The 16,881-nt window shown below is 72.3% G+C and carries 15 protein-coding genes; 4 read left to right on the forward strand and 11 right to left on the reverse strand.

The window, feature by feature from the left end; translation table 11 throughout:
• Position 1 precedes the first annotated feature (1 nt).
• Positions 2 to 943 carry an ATP-binding cassette domain-containing protein gene (locus ACVUH9_RS00235; protein ID WP_475752777.1) on the forward strand — a complete coding sequence of 314 codons (942 nt, stop codon included), beginning with the start codon at positions 2 to 4 and terminating at the stop codon, positions 941 to 943.
• Positions 940 to 2,211 carry a sugar ABC transporter permease gene (locus ACVUH9_RS00240; RefSeq protein WP_475752779.1) on the forward strand — a complete coding sequence of 424 codons (1,272 nt, stop codon included), beginning with the start codon at positions 940 to 942 and terminating at the stop codon, positions 2,209 to 2,211. Before ACVUH9_RS00235 ends, ACVUH9_RS00240 begins: the two co-directional genes overlap by 4 nt.
• Positions 2,212 to 2,220: 9 nt before the next feature.
• Here ACVUH9_RS00240 and ACVUH9_RS00245 read toward each other — a convergent pair whose 3' ends face one another.
• The 4 genes from ACVUH9_RS00245 to ACVUH9_RS00260 form a co-directional block, all read right to left on the reverse strand.
• Positions 2,221 to 3,696: an isochorismate synthase gene (locus ACVUH9_RS00245; protein ID WP_475752781.1), complete on the reverse strand. Its 1,476-nt coding sequence runs from the start codon at positions 3,694 to 3,696 to the stop codon at positions 2,221 to 2,223.
• 101 nt (positions 3,697 to 3,797) lie between these two features.
• A complete protein-coding gene (ilvN, locus tag ACVUH9_RS00250; RefSeq protein ID WP_475752784.1) occupies positions 3,798 to 4,349 on the reverse strand; it encodes an acetolactate synthase small subunit in 552 nt (183 codons plus the stop codon).
• 3 nt (positions 4,350 to 4,352) lie between these two features.
• Positions 4,353 to 6,047 carry a biosynthetic-type acetolactate synthase large subunit gene (ilvB, locus tag ACVUH9_RS00255; protein WP_475752786.1) on the reverse strand — a complete coding sequence of 565 codons (1,695 nt, stop codon included), beginning with the start codon at positions 6,045 to 6,047 and terminating at the stop codon, positions 4,353 to 4,355.
• A 156-nt stretch (positions 6,048 to 6,203) separates the two neighbouring features.
• Entirely contained in the window at positions 6,204 to 6,512 is a 309-nt protein-coding gene (locus tag ACVUH9_RS00260) for a hypothetical protein (RefSeq protein WP_475752788.1), read from the reverse strand.
• Positions 6,513 to 6,538: 26 nt separating this feature from the next.
• Between ACVUH9_RS00260 and ACVUH9_RS00265 the strand changes: the two genes are divergently transcribed.
• Entirely contained in the window at positions 6,539 to 7,057 is a 519-nt protein-coding gene (locus tag ACVUH9_RS00265) for a hypothetical protein (protein ID WP_475752790.1), read from the forward strand.
• Between the two features lie 78 nt (positions 7,058 to 7,135).
• Here the strand turns inward: ACVUH9_RS00265 and gatB are convergent, their stop codons facing one another.
• The 6 genes from gatB to ACVUH9_RS00295 all read right to left on the reverse strand — a co-directional run bounded on the left by gatB (position 7,136) and on the right by ACVUH9_RS00295 (position 14,746).
• Positions 7,136 to 8,596, reverse strand: a complete 1,461-nt coding sequence (gene gatB, locus ACVUH9_RS00270) for an Asp-tRNA(Asn)/Glu-tRNA(Gln) amidotransferase subunit GatB (RefSeq protein ID WP_475752791.1) — start codon at positions 8,594 to 8,596, stop codon at positions 7,136 to 7,138.
• The gene (gatA, locus tag ACVUH9_RS00275) at positions 8,593 to 10,113 is read right to left on the reverse strand and encodes an Asp-tRNA(Asn)/Glu-tRNA(Gln) amidotransferase subunit GatA (RefSeq protein WP_475752793.1); all 1,521 of its coding nucleotides are present in this window, start codon (positions 10,111 to 10,113) and stop codon (positions 8,593 to 8,595) included. Before gatA ends, gatB begins: the two co-directional genes overlap by 4 nt.
• Position 10,114: 1 nt before the next feature.
• Positions 10,115 to 10,399, reverse strand: coding sequence for an Asp-tRNA(Asn)/Glu-tRNA(Gln) amidotransferase subunit GatC (gatC, locus tag ACVUH9_RS00280; RefSeq protein WP_475752795.1), 285 nt, complete (start codon positions 10,397 to 10,399; stop codon positions 10,115 to 10,117).
• Between the two features lie 131 nt (positions 10,400 to 10,530).
• The gene (locus ACVUH9_RS00285; RefSeq protein WP_475752797.1) at positions 10,531 to 11,136 is read right to left on the reverse strand and encodes a hypothetical protein; all 606 of its coding nucleotides are present in this window, start codon (positions 11,134 to 11,136) and stop codon (positions 10,531 to 10,533) included.
• Entirely contained in the window at positions 11,133 to 12,014 is an 882-nt protein-coding gene (gene folD, locus ACVUH9_RS00290; protein WP_475752799.1) for a bifunctional methylenetetrahydrofolate dehydrogenase/methenyltetrahydrofolate cyclohydrolase FolD, read from the reverse strand. Before folD ends, ACVUH9_RS00285 begins: the two co-directional genes overlap by 4 nt.
• A gap of 44 nt (positions 12,015 to 12,058) precedes the next feature.
• Positions 12,059 to 14,746, reverse strand: coding sequence for an ATP-dependent helicase (locus tag ACVUH9_RS00295; RefSeq protein WP_475752801.1), 2,688 nt, complete (start codon positions 14,744 to 14,746; stop codon positions 12,059 to 12,061).
• 121 nt (positions 14,747 to 14,867) lie between these two features.
• Between ACVUH9_RS00295 and ACVUH9_RS00300 the strand changes: the two genes are divergently transcribed.
• Positions 14,868 to 15,749: a queuosine salvage family protein gene (locus ACVUH9_RS00300; protein WP_475752802.1), complete on the forward strand. Its 882-nt coding sequence runs from the start codon at positions 14,868 to 14,870 to the stop codon at positions 15,747 to 15,749.
• On the opposite strand, the gene ACVUH9_RS00305 is transcribed toward ACVUH9_RS00300, so the two are convergent.
• Positions 15,706 to 16,590, reverse strand: a complete 885-nt coding sequence (locus ACVUH9_RS00305; protein ID WP_475752804.1) for a LysR family transcriptional regulator — start codon at positions 16,588 to 16,590, stop codon at positions 15,706 to 15,708. The two genes, ACVUH9_RS00300 and ACVUH9_RS00305, sit on opposite strands and share 44 nt — an antisense overlap.
• Positions 16,591 to 16,881: the final 291 nt, after the last annotated feature.

A 16,881-nucleotide genomic window follows, 5' to 3' on the forward strand; every position in this document is an offset into this window, starting at 1 on the left:
CATGTCCACCGAGACGCAGGCTGACGCCACCCCGGCGTCGGCCGGCGCCGAACCGCTGCTGCGCCTGCGCGGCGTGTCGAAGCGGTTCGGTGCCGTCCAGGCCCTCCAGGACGTCGACCTCGACGTCTACGCCGGCGAGGTCGTCGCGCTGGTCGGCGACAACGGTGCCGGCAAGTCGACGCTGATCAAGGCGATCTCGGGCGCGACCCCCGCCGACGAGGGCCAGTTCGAGTTCGCCGGCCACAACGTCAAGATCAACGGCCCCGGCGACGCCAGCCACCTCGGGATCGCGGTCGTCTACCAGGACCTCGCGCTCTGCGACAACCTCGACGTCGTCGCCAACCTGCACCTGGGGCACGAGCGCCACCGTGGCCCGCTGCTCGACGAGATCGCGATGGAACGCGCGGCCCGCAGCCTGCTCGACTCGCTCGCCGTGCGGACCCTCCGGTCCGTCCGGGCCGAGGTCGGGATGCTCTCCGGGGGACAGCGCCAGACGGTCGCCATCGCCCGGGCGATGATCGGTGCCCCGCGGCTGACGATCCTCGACGAGCCGACCGCCGCGCTCGGCGTCGCCCAGACCGAGCAGGTGCTGGCGCTCGTCGGCCGGCTGCGCGAGCGCGGGATGGGCGTGATCCTGATCTCGCACAACCTCGTCGACGTCTTCCAGGTCGCCGACCGGATCGAGGTCCTCCGGCTCGGCCGCAACGGCGGCAGCTTCGGCGGCACCGACGACCAGCGCCAGCGGGTCGTGGCGGCGATCACCGGCGTCGGCGAGGACGAGGTCGAGGCCGCACCGGAGATCCCGCCGAAGGCCCCACCGGAAGCCGGACCGGACACCGGATCGGACACCGGGCCGGACACCGGGCCGGACACCGGGCCGGACACCGGGCCGGACACCGGGCCGGAAGCCCCGCCCACCCCCGACCCCGGGACGTCCTCATGAGCACCACCACGCCGGGCCCCGGATCCGACGCGACCCCCGCCCCCGCCGACGACGCCGCCGACCCGACCGCCTCGGCGGTCTCGCTCGACGCGCGCGACGGCCGCCAGACCGGCCTGCGGGCGCTGTTCAACGGCGGAGGCGACGTCAGCACCTTCCGGGTGGTCGTCGTGCTCGCGCTGATCTGGTTCGTCTTCGCGATCGCCAACGATCGCTTCCTGACCGCGGGCAACCTGACCAACCTGACCCTCCAGGTCGCCGCCACCGGCACGATCTCCGTCGGCGTGGTGCTGGTCCTGCTGCTCGGAGAGATCGACCTCTCGGTCGGTGCCGTGAGCGGCGTCGCCGGCGCCGTGATGGGCGTCCTCTCCGTCCAACACGGCTGGAACGGTTGGATGGCGATCGGGGCCGCCCTCGTGGTCGGGGCATCGATCGGCCTGCTGCAAGGGTCGATCGTGACCTGGCTCGGGATCCCATCGTTCGTGATCACGCTCGCCGGTCTGCTGACCTGGCAGGGCGTCCAGCTGAAGGTGCTCGGCGAGGAGGGAACGATCAACATCACCGACCCGACGATCCTCAACCTCGCCAACACGTTCCTCGCCGACTGGCTGTCGTGGGTGGTCGCGCTCTCCGCGATCGGCCTGCTGATCGGCGGGGCGCTGCTCCGCAATCGACGACGGGCGGTGGCCGGCCTCGAGCTCGAGCCACTGATCCGCACCGCCGTCTGGATCGGCGCGATCACGATCGCGGTCCTGGTCTCGGTCTACGTGGTCAACCAGGACCGTGGGGTCCCGGTCTCGCTCTGCATCCTGATCGGCCTCGTCCTGATCTTCGACGCCGTGATCACCCGCTCCCGCTACGGCCGCCACGTGCTCGCGGCCGGCGGCAGCGAGGAGGCGACCCGGCGCGCGGGGATCCCCACCCGGCGGGTCAAGACCGTCGTCTTCGTGCTCGCCTCGACCCTGGCCGCGGCCGGCGGCGTGCTCGCCGCCTCGCGACTGCTGGCCGTCAACCAGTCCTCGGGCACGGGCGACGTGCTGCTGCTGGCGATCGCCGGTCCGGTGATCGCCGGGGTCAGCCTGTTCGGGGGCCGCGGCTCGGTCTGGGCGGCGTTGCTCGGCGCACTCGTGATCGGCTCGATCTCGAACGGGATGGACCTGCTCGCCTTCGAGTCCTCGGTCAAGTTCATCGTCACCGGCGCCGTCCTCGCCGGCGCGGTCGTGCTCGACGCGCTCGCGCGCAAGCGACGACTTGCGAGCGGCCGCAGCTGACGGCCGGGCCTAGGCGCTGCCGTCGGCGAGCAACGGCAGCAGCGCCTGGAGCTTGACCTCGGTCTCGGCCAGCTCCGCCGCCGGATCGCTGTCGGCGACCACGCCGACCCCGGCGAAGCAGCGGGCGACGTCGGTCTCGAGCAACGCGGAGCGGAGGGCGACCGAGAACTCCCCGTCGCCGGCGGCGTCGACCCAGCCGACGGGCCCGGCGTACCAGCCCCGGTCCATCCCCTCGGTGGCCGGGATCAGCGGCAGGCTGGCCGCTTCCGGGAAGCCCCCGACGGCCGGGGTCGGGTGCAGCCGCGCGACCAGCTCCATGACGCCGACCGATCCGGCCAACTGGGCGCGGATCGGCGTCGCCAGGTGCTGGACGCTGGCGGCCTGGACCACCTCCGGCGTCGGCGGGGCGGTCGTCCAGAGCGCGATCCCGTCGAGCCGGGCGAGGATCCGGCGGACGACGATCGCGTGCTCCTCGCGGTCCTTCCGCGACCGCAACAGGTGCTCGGCGAGGTGCGACTCGACGGCGGGATCGCTGCTGCGCCCGGTCGTCCCGGCCAGCGCGAGCGTCGAGACCCGGTGGCCCTCGCGGCGGATCAGCAGCTCCGGCGTCGCCGCCAGGAAGGTCCGCGATCCGCGGCCGACGGCCAGCACGCAGCAGCCAGTGTAGGCCTCGCGCATGACCCCCAGGACGGCCGCCGGATCCGGGGTCGGGCGACCGGTCACCTGGACCTCGCGCGCGAGCACGATCTTCTCCATCTCCCCCGCGCGGATCCGCTCGACGCTGCGGGCGACCGCGGCCTCGTAGTGGGCCGGGGGCAGCGCGGAGGCGACCCGCCCGCGGCGGACCGGATCGGGATCGAGCAGCGGCGGACGCGCGGGCCGCAGGGCCGCGACCCGGTCGAGGGCCGCCGCGACGGTCCGTTCGGGATCCTCGTCGCCGGTCACCCGGACGGCGATCGTGGCCCGAGCGCGCCCCCCGCGACCGGCCAGCGCCAGCAGCGGCACGTGCAGCGAGGCGGCGGCGAAGCCGTCCCAGGCCGGGCTGGCCGCGCCGTCGTCGGCGAAGGCGAAGCCACCGGTCGCGACCAGCCCCTCGCCCTCGAGGCCGGTGCCGATGTCGCCGATCGCGTCGGCCGCCAGCGCCGACCAGCGGGCCGAGACCGCCGCGAAGCGTCCCTCGCCGGTGGCCTCCAGCGCCTCGACCACGCCGAGCGTCGCCAGCACCTGGCCGTCGCGGTCACGTTGCTCGTAGACCGTCCACGGCTCGCCGGCCCGACGCCCGCAGGCGACGACCGCCATTGGGTCGATCTCCGGGGCGAGGTCGACGGTGATCGACGCGAGCACGACCGTGCGGCGGCCCCGCCGCACCCGCCGCTGGGCCTGCTCGACGTAGCGGATCAGTCGCAGCCGCTGACCGACGGATACCGGCACCGCCTGGTCGGGATGGGTGCTGTGGCGGCGCGGAAGGTTCGACGACGACTTCACGAGAGCAAAGCATTGCACCGCGACGGGCGGTCGGCGGTGAGGACGAGCACGCGGAGACCGGGGACGAGCGGCATCGCTCGCCCCCGGTCTCCGCCGGTCGATCAGGTCTCTTCGCGGCCCCGGGCGATCGCGACCTCGCCGGTGCGGATCATCTCGACCAGGCCGTACGGGCGGACCAGCCGCTCGAACGCCTCGATCTTCGACCGCTCACCGGTGATCTCGACGATGATCGAGCGCTTGCCGATGTCGACGACCTTGCCGCGGAAGACCTCGGCCAGCTCGCGGATCTCGGAGCGGGTCTGGCTGTCGCAGGAGACCTTGAACAGGGCCAGCTCGCGGGCGACGGTCTCGTCCGGGGCCAGGTCCTTGATCTTCAGGACGTTGACCAGCTTGTGCAGCTGCTTCGTGACCTGGTCGATCGGCTGGAGCGCTCCGTCGAGCGTCAGCGTGATCCGCGAGATCCGCTCGTCGTCGGTCGGGCCGACCGAGAGCGTGTCGATGTTGAAGCCCCGGCGCGTGAACAGGCCCGACACGCGCGTCAGCACGCCCGGCTTGTTCTCGACCAGGATCGAGAGGACGTGCTTGCGGCCGGTCCGGATGCTGCCGGCGGCCTCCAGCTCGTCGAGGCTCAGGAGCTCGTTCGAATCGACCATCGCTCAGCCCACCATGTCCCGCGCGGCCTCGCCGGGCACGATCATCGGATAGACCTTCTCGTCGCGCGTCACCCGCACGTCGATGAAGGCGGGACCCTCGGCCTCGAAGGCGGCCCGCAGGTCGTCCTCCAGCGAGCCGGACTCCGTCAACCGGATGCCGCGGATGCCGTAGGCGTCCGCCAGCTTGACGAAGTCCGGGAACGCCTCCTCGCCGCCGAACGTGTTCATGTCGACGTGGCTGTAGCGCTCCTGCCAGAAGAGCTCCTGCCACTGGCGGACCATGCCGAGGAAGCCGTTGTTGAGGATCACGACCTTGACCGGCAGGTTCTCCTGACGGATCGTCGCCAGCTCCTGGATGTTCATCTGGATCGACCCGTCGCCGGTGACGACGACCGTCGTCCGCTCGGGGTCGCCCATCTGCGCCCCGATCGCCGCCGGCAGGCCGAAGCCCATCGTCCCGAGGCCGCCGGAGTTGATCCAGCGACGCGGCTCGGGGAAGTGGTAGTACTGCGCCGACCACATCTGGTGCTGCCCGACGTCGGAGCAGACGATCGCGTCGCCACCGGTGACCTTGTAGATCGTCTCGATGACCTGCTGCGGCTTGATCTCGCCGTTCTCGCCCGGCACGTAGGTGAGCGGGTGGCGCTCCTGCCAGGTGTGGATCCGCTGCCACCAGGGGTCGAGCCGCGAGCGGTCGGCCTCGAGCGTGCGGTACTCCTCGGCCAGGCGGGGCAGGATCTGCTTGGCGTCGCCGACGATCGGGATGTGGGCCGGGATGTTCTTCGAGATCTCGGCCGGATCGACGTCGATGTGGATGAACTTGGCGCGCGGAGCGAACTCCGACAGCTTGCCGGTGATCCGGTCGTCGAAGCGGGCCCCGATCGCGCAGATCAGGTCGGCTTCGTCGATCGAGTAGTTCGCCGCCCGTGTGCCGTGCATGCCCAGCATGCCCAGCCAGAGGTCGTCTGGAGCCGGGTACGCGCCCAGGCCCATCAGCGTGCAGGTGATCGGGAAGCCGCCCTCGCGGACCAGGTCGCGCAGCTCGACGGCCGCGTTGCCCAGGACGACGCCGCCACCGGCGTAGATCACCGGGCGCCGTGCGGCCGCCAGGGCCCGCGCCGCCTGGCGGATCTGCTTCGCGTTGCCCGTCGTGCGCGGCTGGTAGCCGGGCAGATGGACGTCGGTGATCGGCTCGTAGGGGATGTCCGCCTTGGACAGGTCCATCGGCAGGTCGATCACGACCGGGCCGGGACGGCCCGAGCTCGCGATGTAGAACGCCTCGTGGATCGTCCGCGGGATCTCGCGCGGGTCGGTGATCAGGAAGCTGTGCTTGACCGCCGGCATGGTGATGCCGATCGTGTCCGCCTCCTGGAAGCCGTCGGTCCCGAGCAGCTCGGTCCGGACCTGGCCGGTGAAGAACACCACCGGGACCGAGTCCATCATCGCGTCCATGATCGGGGTGACGAGGTTCGTCGCTCCCGGTCCGGACGTGCCGAACGCCACGCCGACCTTGCCGGTCACCTTCGCGTAGCCCTCCGCGGCGTGGCCGGCTGCGGCCTCGTGGCGGACGAGCACGTGGTGGATCCCGGCGTCGACGAACGCGTCGTACGTCGGGAGGTTGGCACCACCGGGATACCCGAATACGACGTCAACACCCTCCGCTTTCAGGCACTCCATGATCGCGTCGACTGCGCGCATCTGCCCAACCTCCCTTCCGAATGATCCGTAGGTCCTGCACCAGAACGAAAGGCCGCCCACAGCGGACGGCCTCAGACCCCCGAGGATAGCAGTGGGTTTTGCCGATGCCCGGCCGCCCGTCGGCCCCGAGCCGCCCGCTGACGACCCGGTCGACCGCTAGCGGCCGGAACCCGAGCCGGGCGGGGCCGGCGGCAGGTAGGCGACCTCCGGGAACGGGAGGTCGGTGCCGCAGCGCATGCACATCGTGTCCGTGATCGGGAGCACGTTGCCGCAGGTGTCGCACCGGCGACGGAGCTCGTGACCCTGACCGGGATAGACGATCGACGCGACGAACCCGAACAGCGGGACGCCCGCCGAGATCGCGAACCAGAGCAGGAAGGAGCTGCCCTTCGAGCGGCCTTGGAGTCCTCCGGCCACGCCGAACAGGACGCAGATCAGGAGGAAGAATGCGAACGAGGCGCCCACCGGTTTAGCCTAGCGGGGAACGACCGGTGACCGACCGGTCGGCGGGAACCACAGCCGAGCATCAGAGAGACACGACTACGTTCTTCCGCTGGGACAGCCTGAGCGAGGCCGCCGCCACGCAACTCGACGAGCCGGTGCTGGCCGGTACGCCGGTCTCGCCGGTGCCCCTGCGCGCGCCCGGGCGCGGCGCCTGGGGTCATCCACCCCTGGCCGGGGCCCAGGTCCGCTACCTGGTGGTGACCGCCGAGCGCGTGGTCGTCTTCGCGCTCGACCGCGACGTCCGCGGTCCGTACCTCTACCGGCTGCTGCGGGCCGAGATCGAGCGGCCGCGGGCGGCGATCCGCGGGGTCCTGCTCCGCCGCCGCCTGTTCGTCTGCTCACTCGTCGTCGTGCTCGCCGACGGCTCGTGCTGGGACCTCGAGGTCTCCCCCGGCCGCCAGGCCTCGTGGGCGCCGGTGGTGGAGGCCCTGGGGCTGCTGCCGACGGAGCAGGCGGTAGCGGACGAATCGGTCCTCGCCTCGAGGCCCGACGCGCCCGCGGCCTAGCCGCCGCGCGACGCGCGGCCACATCCACCCGACGGAACGGGCGGACCGACGGCCCGCCCGGACGCCGAGGCCGTCCCGCTAGAGCCCGAGGATCTCCCGCGCGACCCGCGTGACCTCGCCGCCGTCGGCGCGGCCCTTCGTCTCGCGCATCACGTGCCCGACGATCACGCCGACCGGCTTCATGTTGCCGGTCTTCATCTTCTCGACGGCGTCGGGGTTGGCGTCGAGCGCGGCCTGCACGATCGGGCGCAGCTCGTCGCCGCCGCCGACCGCCGCCAGCCCCTCGCGCTCGACGATCGCCTGCGGGTCGCCGCCCTCGGCGACGAGCACGTCGAGGACCCGCTCGCCCGCCTTGCGGTTGATCGTCTTGGCCAGCACCAGGTCGACCAGCGCGCCGAGCGCGGCCGGGGTCACCTTCGACTTCGACGGATCGGCTTCCTCGCCCTCGGCGTCGAGCCGACGGACGAGGTCGTTGCCGATCCAGTTGGCGATCTGCTGCGCGCGGAGCGCCTGTTCGTCGCCCGTGCCCCCGGACGCCCCGACGGCCTGGTCGAAGAGGTCGGCCAGCGGCCGGCGGAAGGCGAACAGCCGCGCCGACTCGGCGTGCAGGCCGACCTCGCGGTAGCGCGCCTCACGCTCGAGCGGCAGCTCGACCCCGGCGCGCTCGGCCTTCGCCGACTCCAGCAGCTCGGAGGGAACCGGCAGCGGCGGCAGGTCGGGCTCGGGGAAGTAGCGGTAGTCGTGCGACCCCTCCTTCGAGCGCAGCGACGTGATCGAGCCGGTCCGCGGATCGAAGTGGAGGGTCTCCTGCTGGACCCGCTCGCCGGACTCGACGATCCGGGTCTGGCGGGCGATCTCGGCGTTGATGCCCTGCTCGATGAACCGGAACGAGTTCATGTTCTTCAGCTCGGTCTTGGTCCCGAGCTTCGTGTCGCCGACGGGACGGATCGAGATGTTCGCGTCGCAGCGGAGCGACCCCTCCTCCATGTTCACGTCCGAGACGCCGAGCTGGCGGAGCGTCTCGCGCAGCAGCCGCAGCCAGGTCGAGGCCTCCTCCGCGGAGTGGATCTCCGGCAGGGTGACGATCTCCGCCAGCGGGGTGCCGCCACGGTTGTAGTCGACGACCGAGGCCGTCGAGCCGCCGATCCGGCCGCTCGCACCGAGGTGCGTCAGCTTGGCCGCGTCCTCCTCGACGTGGACCCGCTCGAGCCCGACCGAACCGAGTCGCCCACCGGCGACCAGCGGTTCGTCGAACTGGCTGATCTGGTACCCCTTCGGCAGGTCGGGGTAGAAGTAGCTCTTGCGGTGGAAGACCAGCCGCTCGGCCAGCTCGCCGTCGAAGGCGAGGCCGATCATCAGGCCCAGGCGGATCGCCTCGGCGTTGGTGACGGGCAGGGTCCCGGGCATGCCCAGGCAGACCGGGCAGGTGTGGGTGTTGGGCGGGTCGCCGAACGACAGCTCACAGCCGCAGAACATCTTCGTCTTGGTCGCGAGCTGGACGTGGATCTCCAGCCCGATCACGGGCTCGTAGGCGGTCACGCGACACCCCCCGCGCTCGAGGCTGCGCCGTCGCCGGCGGCACCCCCGCGGTTGCGTGCCGGGCTGCCGTCGAAGCCGATCACCTGCTCGAGCGCGTGGGCCGCTTCGAGGATCCGCTGCTCGCTGAAGGCGGGCCCGGACAGCTGGAGGCCGACCGGCAGACCCTCGGAGAGGCCGCTCGGGATCGAGATCGCCGGCACGCCCGCGAGCGAGAACGGCAACGTCGTGACATCGGCCTGGTACATCGCGAGCGGATCATCGGTGCGCTCGCCGAGGCCCCAGGCGACGGTCGGGCTGGTCGGCGTGGCGATCAGGTCGACCTGCTCGTGGGCGGCCCGGAAGTCCTCCACGATCTTGGTCCGGACCTGCTGCGCGCGCCGGTAGTAGGCGTCGTAGAAGCCGCTCGAGAGCGCGTAGGTGCCGAGCATGATCCGGCGCTTGACCTCCGGCCCGAAGCCGTCGTGACGGGTCTTGGTGTAGAGGTCGACGAGACCGCCGTCGGCACCGATGTCGGCGCGGTTGCCGTACCGGACCCCGTCGAACCGCGCGAGGTTCGAGGACGCCTCCGCCGGGGCGAGCAGGTAGTAGGCCGACAGCGCGTGGCGCGCGTGCGGCAGCTGGACCTCGACGATCTCCGCCCCCAGCGCCTCGGCGTGCCGCAGCGCCGCGTCGAACGAGGCGCGCACGCCGGGCTCGATGCCCTCGCCGAGCAGGTCGGTCGGGACGCCGATCTTGAGCCCGTCGAGCCGTTCGGCGGTCGGCAGGTCGATCTCGGAGCTGTCGCCCTGCCAGCCGATCGAGGTCGCGTCGTTGCGGTCGGCGGGACCGGTCATCCGGCGGAACAGCAGCGCGACGTCGGCGACGTTGCGGGCGATCGGCCCGGCCTGGTCGAACGACGAGGCGAAGGCGATCATCCCGAAGCGCGAGATGCTGCCGTAGGTCGGCTTGAGGCCGACGACGCCGCAGAGCGCGGCCGGCTGGCGGACCGAGCCGCCCGTGTCCGTCCCGATCGAGGCCGGGGCGAGGCCGGCGGCGACCGCCGCGGCCGAGCCGCCCGACGAGCCGCCGGGAACGCGGGTCCGGTCCCACGGGTTGCGGACGGGGCCGAACGCGGAGTTCTCGTTCGACGAGCCCATCGCGAACTCGTCCTGGTTGGTCTTGCCGAGGACGGTCGCCCCCGCGTCCTGCAGCAGCCGGACCGCGGTCGCCGTGTAGGGCGGGCGGTAGCCGCGCAGCAGGTTCGACGCCGAGGCGGTCGGCACCCCGGCGATGCAGAAGAGGTCCTTGATCGCCAGCGGCACGCCGGCGAGGACGGTGTCGGTCCCGGGCAGCGGGCGCGGGTCGTTGGCGGTGCTGCCCTGGCCGGCCTCGAGGTCATCGGCGAGCCAGGTGAAGCTGTTGGTGTCGTCGGCGGCGGCGCGCTCGCGGTAGGCCGCGAAGAGCTCCTGCTGGGAGAGGTCGCCTCGGCGCAGGGCCGAGGCCGCCTCGACGACGGTCAGGCTGATCGGATCGGTCATGTCAGGCCTGGGGGCTCGGGACGCGGAAGCCGTCGTCGGAGGCGTCGGGGGCTTGGTCGAGCGCGACCTCGCGCGGGAGCGAGCGGTGGGGCTCGTCGGACCGGAGGTGGCTGGCCGCGGTCAGCACGTGCGCGGTCGGCGGCACCTCCTCCAGGTCCAGCTCGGCGATGGTCTCGAGGTGGCCGAGCACGGCCGAGAGCTCGCGCGCCATCGGCTCGATCTCGTCGTCGTGCAGCGCCAGCCGGGAGAGCGTGGCGACGTGGAGAACGGTGTCGCGGTCGATCATTCGCCCGGGATCTTAGGGCCTATCCCGGTGGGGAGTGGAGTCGTGGTGGTGGGATCGAGGAGGTCGTTCCGGGGGCTGGAGAGCCAGGCGGGCGCGGGCGGCGGATCGACCGTGGCGGCCCGAGGTCGCCTTCAGGCGACCGGCGGCGCGGTGTCCGGCCGGGTGGGGACCGGGCGCGGCGTCGGCGGATCGAAGCGGCTCTCGGGCGCGGCGGGTCGGTCGTCGGCGAGCGCGATCCAGAGCCCGACCACGGCGACGACGAGCCCCGCGAGCCCGATCCAGCCGCCGGCGGCGATGCTCGTCGCGACCTGCAACGGCGGGGAGTCGGCGAACCCGGGCAGCAGCGCGTCCGGGCGGGCCAGGAACACGCGGATCAGGGTCAGCAGCAGCACCAGCGCGCCGTAGGTCCCGACGATGACGACGCTGACGACCGCTCCGTAGGTCGGGCGACCGGGGCCCGCCCGCTGGGCCAGCACCAAGACGACGACGAGCCCGAGTGCGAACAGGCCGAGGAACTCGAGCCACGGGTGACCGAGCGCACCCCACCCGCTGGAGATCTCGGGAGCGGGCGCGAATCGCCGGAGCGTCGCGCAGGCCTCGGCGCTGAGGGCGGACTGGCCGACCTGGCAGCGGGCGTCCGCGTCCGGCGAGAACCAGTCGAGGAAGAGCGAGACGACGAGCGCGGCCAGGCCGCCGAGGGCGAGCAGCTCGCCGGTACGGAGCCGGCCGATGCTCATGCCGGCTCGCCAGCCTGGATCCGCGCCGCCTGGACGGTGTTGGCCAGCAGCTGGGCGATCGTCATCGGCCCGACGCCGCCGGGGACCGGGGTGATCGCCCCCGCGACCTCGACCGCCTCGGCGAAGTGGACGTCGCCGACCAGCGCCGACGAACCGTCGGTCGGCGCGGGATCACGACGGTTGATGCCGACGTCGATCACGGTCGCGCCCGGCTTGACCCAGCTGCCGCGGACCATCTCGGGGCGGCCGACGGCCGCGACGAGGATGTCGGCGCGGGCCGCCACGGCGGCCAGGTCGGCCGTCCGCGAGTGAGCGATCGTGACCGTCGCGTTGCGCTGGAGCAGCAGCTGCGCCATCGGCTTGCCGAACAGGTTCGAGCGGCCGATCACGACCGCTTCGGCGCCGCTCAGCTCGGTGCCGGCGTGCTCGAGCAGGCGGATGACCCCGGCCGGGGTGCACGGGCGCAGGGCCGGGAGCCCGAGCGCGAGGCGGCCGGCGGAGGCGACCGTGAGGCCGTCGACGTCCTTCTCGGGCGCGATCAGGTTGGTCAGCTCGACGCCGTCGAGGTGGCCGGGGACCGGCAGCTGGCAGAGGATCCCGTTGACCTGCTCGTCGGCGTTGAGCCGCTCGATCAGGGCGATCACGTCGTCGCGCGGGGCATCGGCGGCCAGCCGGTGGTCGAAGCCCTGGATCCCGACCTCGGCGCAGGAGCGCTGCTTGCCGCCGACGTAGACGGCGCTGGCGGCGTCCTCGCCGACCAGGATCGTGGCCAGGCCCGGGGGCCGCCCGTGCCGTTCGACGAAGGCGGCGACGTCGCGGGCGACCTCGCCGCGGACCTCGCTCGCTACGTGCTTTCCGTCGATGATCGTGGCGGGCATCAGAGCGGAGGCTAGCCGGTGGACCGGCCCCGACGGCGTCCGGTTCAGCCGATCGGCTCGAGCCGGGCGAAGCCGGCGATGAGCCGCTTCTCGCCCTTCTCGTCGAACTGGACGACGACCACGTCGCCGTCCATCCGCCGCACCTCGCCGTCGCCGAACTTGACGTGACGGACGCGCTCGCCGGGCGTCCAGCCGGGCGCGTCCGCGTCGAGCTTCGGTCCCTTCCCCGGCTTGCCGGTGAGGTCGCTGCCGCGCCGGAGGCCGAGGTCGGCGAGGGTTCGGGCTGCCCCGCTCGCGCTTCCGCCCTTGGCGCCACCGAGCCGACCGACGCCGCTGAAGTCGCCGCGCGGACGCGGGGCCAGCGGGGCGGTCCCGCTCAGGTTCTCGGGCGAGAGGTCGTCCAGCGACTCGGTCGGCAGCTCGCGCAGGAAGCGACTGGGGACCTGGGACTGCGGCGGACCGTAGAGCGCCCGGCGGCGGGCCCAGGTCAGCGCCAGGTGCCGTCGCGCGCGGGTCAGGCCGACGTAGCAGAGGCGCCGTTCCTCCTCCAGCTCGCCGCCGTCGATCGCCCGTGAGTGGGGGAAGATCCCGTCCTCGCAGCCGATCAGGAAGACGGCGTCGTACTCGAGGCCCTTGGCGTTGTGGAGGGTCATCAGCGTGACCATCCCGTCGGGCTCGTCCGCGCGCTTGTCGGCGTCGGAGAGCAGCGCCGTCTGCTGGAGGAAGCGGTCGAGCGGCCGGAGGCCGTCGTCGGTCGCGACGTCGTCGTGGTCGAACTCGTCGGCGTAGGCGTGGAGCTGGTCGAGGTTCTCCAGACGCCCCTCGTCCTGCGGATCGCTGGAGGCCTCGAGGTCGGCGCGGTAGCCGGTCACCCGCAGGATGTCCTCGACGACGTCGGCGATCGGGACGTCGTCGGGCACCAGCGGCGCCTCGTCGTCCTCGGCCGGATCGGGCGTGACCGCGTCGAAGTCGAGGCCGATCGGCTCGCTCGCGGTGCCGTTCGGCGGGGCCGCTTCCGCCACCGCCGTCCCGGTCGCCGCCTCGTGGCTGGCCCCGTGGAGCATCTCGCGCAGCTCGGCGATCTGCTCGGCGAAGCTGCTGACGGCGCGGACGGCGGCGGTCTTGAGGCCGGCGCCGACCGGATCGTTGATCGCCTCCAGCGGGGTGGTGCCGGTGGCCGCCGCGTGCGCGAGCAACCGCCCGACGGTGGTGTCGCCGATCCCCCGCCGGGGCCGGTTGACGATCCGGGCGAAGGCGACCGAGTCGGAGGGATTCTGAAGCCAGGTCAGGTACGCCATCACGTCCTTGACCTCGGCGCGGTCGAAGAACCGCTGCCCGCCGATCACCTGGTAGCCGAGCTCCGCGTTGACCAGGGCGGTCTCGACCGCGCGCGAGAGCGCGTTGGTCCGGTAGAGCACGGCCATGTCGCCGAGCGAGACCCCTTCGCCGGCCAACCGCTCGATCTCCGCGACGACCCAGCGGGCCTCGGCGAAGTCGTCGGGCAGGGCGCGGACGCGGACCGTGTCGCCCTGCCCGAGGTCGGTCCAGAGGTGCTTGGGGCGCTGGTTGGTGTTGTTGGCGATGACCGCGTTGGCGACGTCGAGGATGTTCTGGGTCGAGCGGTAGTTCTGCTCGAGCCGGATCACCCGGGCGTCGGGGAAGTCGTCCTCGAAGTCGAGGATGTTGCGGATGTCGGCCGACCGGAAGCCGTAGATCGACTGGGCGTCGTCGCCGACGACGACCAGATTGCGGTGCCCCGGCTCCCGGCCGGAGCCTCGTCGTCCGCCGTCGCCCCCTTGGCCCGCGGTCGAGACCCCGTCGCCGATGACCGCAACGCCGTCACCGTTAGCCGAGGCGGCGTCACCGTTGGCCGAGGCGGCGTCACCGTTGGCCGAGACGCCGTCACCGTCGATCGAAGCGTCACGGTCGTCGCCGTCCGTGGGGAACAGCCCCATCGCCGCATCGTCTCGCGCAGCGGCCGTCTGGCCCATGGGGTCATCCATGCAGAGCAGCTGGAGGAGCCGGTACTGGGCCGGGTTGGTGTCCTGGTACTCGTCGACCAGTACGTGCTTGAAGGCGTTGCGATAGCGCTCGCGGACCTCGTCATAGCGCTCGAACAGGTCGACGGTCCGCATCAGCAGGTCGTCGAAGTCCATCGCGTTGTTGCGGGCGAGCTGCTCCTGGTAGCGAGCGTAGGCGTCGGCGACCGTCCGGTCGTAGAGGCCGGCGGCGAGGTCCTGGGCTCGTTGCGGGCTCCGCAGCCGGCTCTTGTGATCGGAGATCTGGTTGCGGACGCCGTTGGGCGTGAACCGCTTGAGGTCGGCACCGTCGGCCTCGAGGCAGCGCTTGACGAGCCGCTTGGAGTCGTCGGAGTCGTAGATCGTGAACTGGCGGGTGTAGCCGAGCTTCTCGGCCTCGACCCGCAGGATCCGGGCGCAGGCGCTGTGGAAGGTCGAGACCCACAGGCCCCGGGTGGAGCGTCCGAGCAGCTCCCCGACCCGCTCGCGGAGCTCGGCGGCGGCCTTGTTGGTGAACGTCACCGCGAAGATCTCGCCGAGGCCGGCCTGGCCGGTCCGCACCAGATAGGCGACGCGGTGCGTCAGCACCCGCGTCTTCCCCGAGCCGGCGCCGGCGATCACCAGCAGCGGGCCACCGGGATGCGTGACCGCCTCGCGTTGAGGCTCGTTCAAGCCCTCGAGAAGCTCGGCGGCGTAGGCGTCGACAGGGGGCACCCTTCGAGAATAGGACGACGATCGGCCGGCGCGCGCAGCGGCCGACCGGACGACCCTCGCCCGTCGCCCGTCCACCGCTCGTCACCCGGCCCCGTCCCAACCCGCATGTACGGTGGGCGCCATGCCGATCCCCGCGGATGTCCGGCGTCACGCGGCCGACGTGGCGGGTCACGCCCTCTTCGTCACCATCGACCGTGATGCGCTGGACGCGCTCGATGCAGCGGCCGCGCAGGAACCGACACCACCCGATCCGATCCGGCACTTCCACGACGGAAGCCCAGAGGACGTTGCCGACTACGTGCTCGCGCTCAACGCGATCAACTTCGGCTCCGGCTGGTTCCCGACCCTGACCAAGCGCCCTGATTCGAGCGGCTACTGGACCGTTGCCTGGGGGCTCGCCGACCGGTTCCGCCACATCGGGCCGTGGACCTCCGCCGAGCTGCGCACGATGACGGCAGAAGAGATCGCCGACGTGCTCGGCCAGTCACCAGGCCACCACCTGATGGCGCTCTACGCCGAAGCGCTGCGAGATCTCGGAGGCTGGCTCGGACCCCGTCGCGCACTCGACGTCTTCGCCGGAGCCCGCGGATCAGCGGCCCGGCTCGCCGCCGCGGTCGTCGACGGGATGCCGTTCTACCGCGACCATGGCCTCTACAAGCGGGCGCAGATCCTCGGCGCGGACGTGGAGACCTTCGGCGTCGGCGAGTTCCGCGACCTCGACGACCTGACCATGTTCGCCGACAATCTCGTCCCGCATGTCCTCCGCTGGGCGGGGGTCCTGCAGTACGACGAGCAGTTGGCCCACACGATCGACGAAGGCCAGCTGTTGCCGCTCAGCCGTGCGGAGCACGAGATCCGCTGCTGTGCCCTGCACGCGGTCGAGTTGCTCAGCCAGCGGACCGGCGTCCCGCCGCGCCACCTCGACGCCTGGCTCTGGCACGCCGGCCAGCGGCCCGAGGTCAAGGCGCACCCCCGTCACCGCTGCCGGACCGTCTTCTACTGACCGCGAGCCGACCGACGCCCTCACCCGCACGCTCCCCGGGTCCGCCAACGATGCCGGGTTGAGCAGAGATACCGAGGCCGCCAACGATGCCGTGTTGAGCAGAGGTACCGGGGCGGCCGGAGACGCCGGGGCGGCCGGAGACGCCCGGACCATCAGAGACGCCGGGACCACCGGAGACGAGGAGCATCCGGTCCACGGCCGCGAAGACCCTCGAGAGCCACCGCATCTCCGGCGTCGGCCCCGGGGAGCTGCGTCGTCGCACGACCGCCCCCAGGCGCTCCGCGATCCGCGCGATCGCTGCGACCGGAAGCTCGTGGAGCGCCCGCCGCCAAGCGATCGTCTCCCCACTTCCCGGCCGTCCACCGATCCCCCTCATCCCAACCTGGCTCCGCGGCGCTCGCACCTTCCCCAGCGCCACCTCAGCCAGCTCGTCCCGGAACACGTCGAGCATCGCCCGTCGTCCGACCACCGCGATCTGGACGTCCCAGCCGGGAACGGCCCGACGCAGGAGGCCGGCGACACGAACCGCCATCCCCCGTCGGTGCCCCAGCGTCGCGATCCGAATCACCCCCTCGCGGCCCTCGCGCACCCGCGCGACGCGCTCCCGTACGGTCGCGGCGGCATCGACCAGGCCCCGAATCTCCGGCAGCAGCCGCGCGCCCGCCGGCGTGAGCCCGACGTGCCGCGTCGTCCGTCGCAGCAACCGCACGCCGACCGACTGCTCGAGCCGGTCCAGACGAGCCGTGACGGTCGCCGGCGACACCGAGAGCCGACGGGCGGCCGCGATGCACCGTCCCTCCTCGGCAACCACCACGAACGTCTCCAGCTGCCGAAGCTCCATCGAGCGAGCCTACGACGCCAGATCGCACCGCCAACGATCGTCACCGAATCGGCACGCCAACGGCACCTTTCCGCCACGTTCGTCACCAAACCGACACCGTCACGCACGCGTCCTGGCCCGCGCCCACCGCGCGCCGTGCCTGTCCCGGCACGGCGGCTCGGCGCAACGGCGAGATGCCCCGATTGCGGGCCCCGCCAGGTCTCGTCAGCGATCCTTCGAAGAAGCTGAACGATCGTCAACGGAGCTCAGCGCGAGCAGACCGTCCGGAGATGTCAGGACGCGCGGGCGGCC

It is taken from the genome of Patulibacter ginsengiterrae, from assembly GCF_056269115.1.

Bases quoted from the DNA above. Each gene is read 5' to 3' on its own strand.
- ACVUH9_RS00235 (WP_475752777.1), top strand. From the start codon at position 2: ATGTCCACCGAGACGCAGGCTGACGCCACCCCGGCGTCGGCCGGCGCC.
- ACVUH9_RS00240 (WP_475752779.1), top strand. From the start codon at position 940: ATGAGCACCACCACGCCGGGCCCCGGATCCGACGCGACCCCCGCCCCC.
- ilvN (WP_475752784.1), bottom strand. From the start codon at position 4,349: ATGGTCGATTCGAACGAGCTCCTGAGCCTCGACGAGCTGGAGGCCGCC.
- ilvB (WP_475752786.1), bottom strand. From the start codon at position 6,047: ATGCGCGCAGTCGACGCGATCATGGAGTGCCTGAAAGCGGAGGGTGTT.
- gatA (WP_475752793.1), bottom strand. From the start codon at position 10,113: ATGACCGATCCGATCAGCCTGACCGTCGTCGAGGCGGCCTCGGCCCTG.
- gatC (WP_475752795.1), bottom strand. From the start codon at position 10,399: ATGATCGACCGCGACACCGTTCTCCACGTCGCCACGCTCTCCCGGCTG.
- ACVUH9_RS00285 (WP_475752797.1), bottom strand. From the start codon at position 11,136: ATGAGCATCGGCCGGCTCCGTACCGGCGAGCTGCTCGCCCTCGGCGGC.
- folD (WP_475752799.1), bottom strand. From the start codon at position 12,014: ATGCCCGCCACGATCATCGACGGAAAGCACGTAGCGAGCGAGGTCCGC.
- ACVUH9_RS00300 (WP_475752802.1), top strand. From the start codon at position 14,868: ATGCCGATCCCCGCGGATGTCCGGCGTCACGCGGCCGACGTGGCGGGT.
- ACVUH9_RS00305 (WP_475752804.1), bottom strand. From the start codon at position 16,590: ATGGAGCTTCGGCAGCTGGAGACGTTCGTGGTGGTTGCCGAGGAGGGA.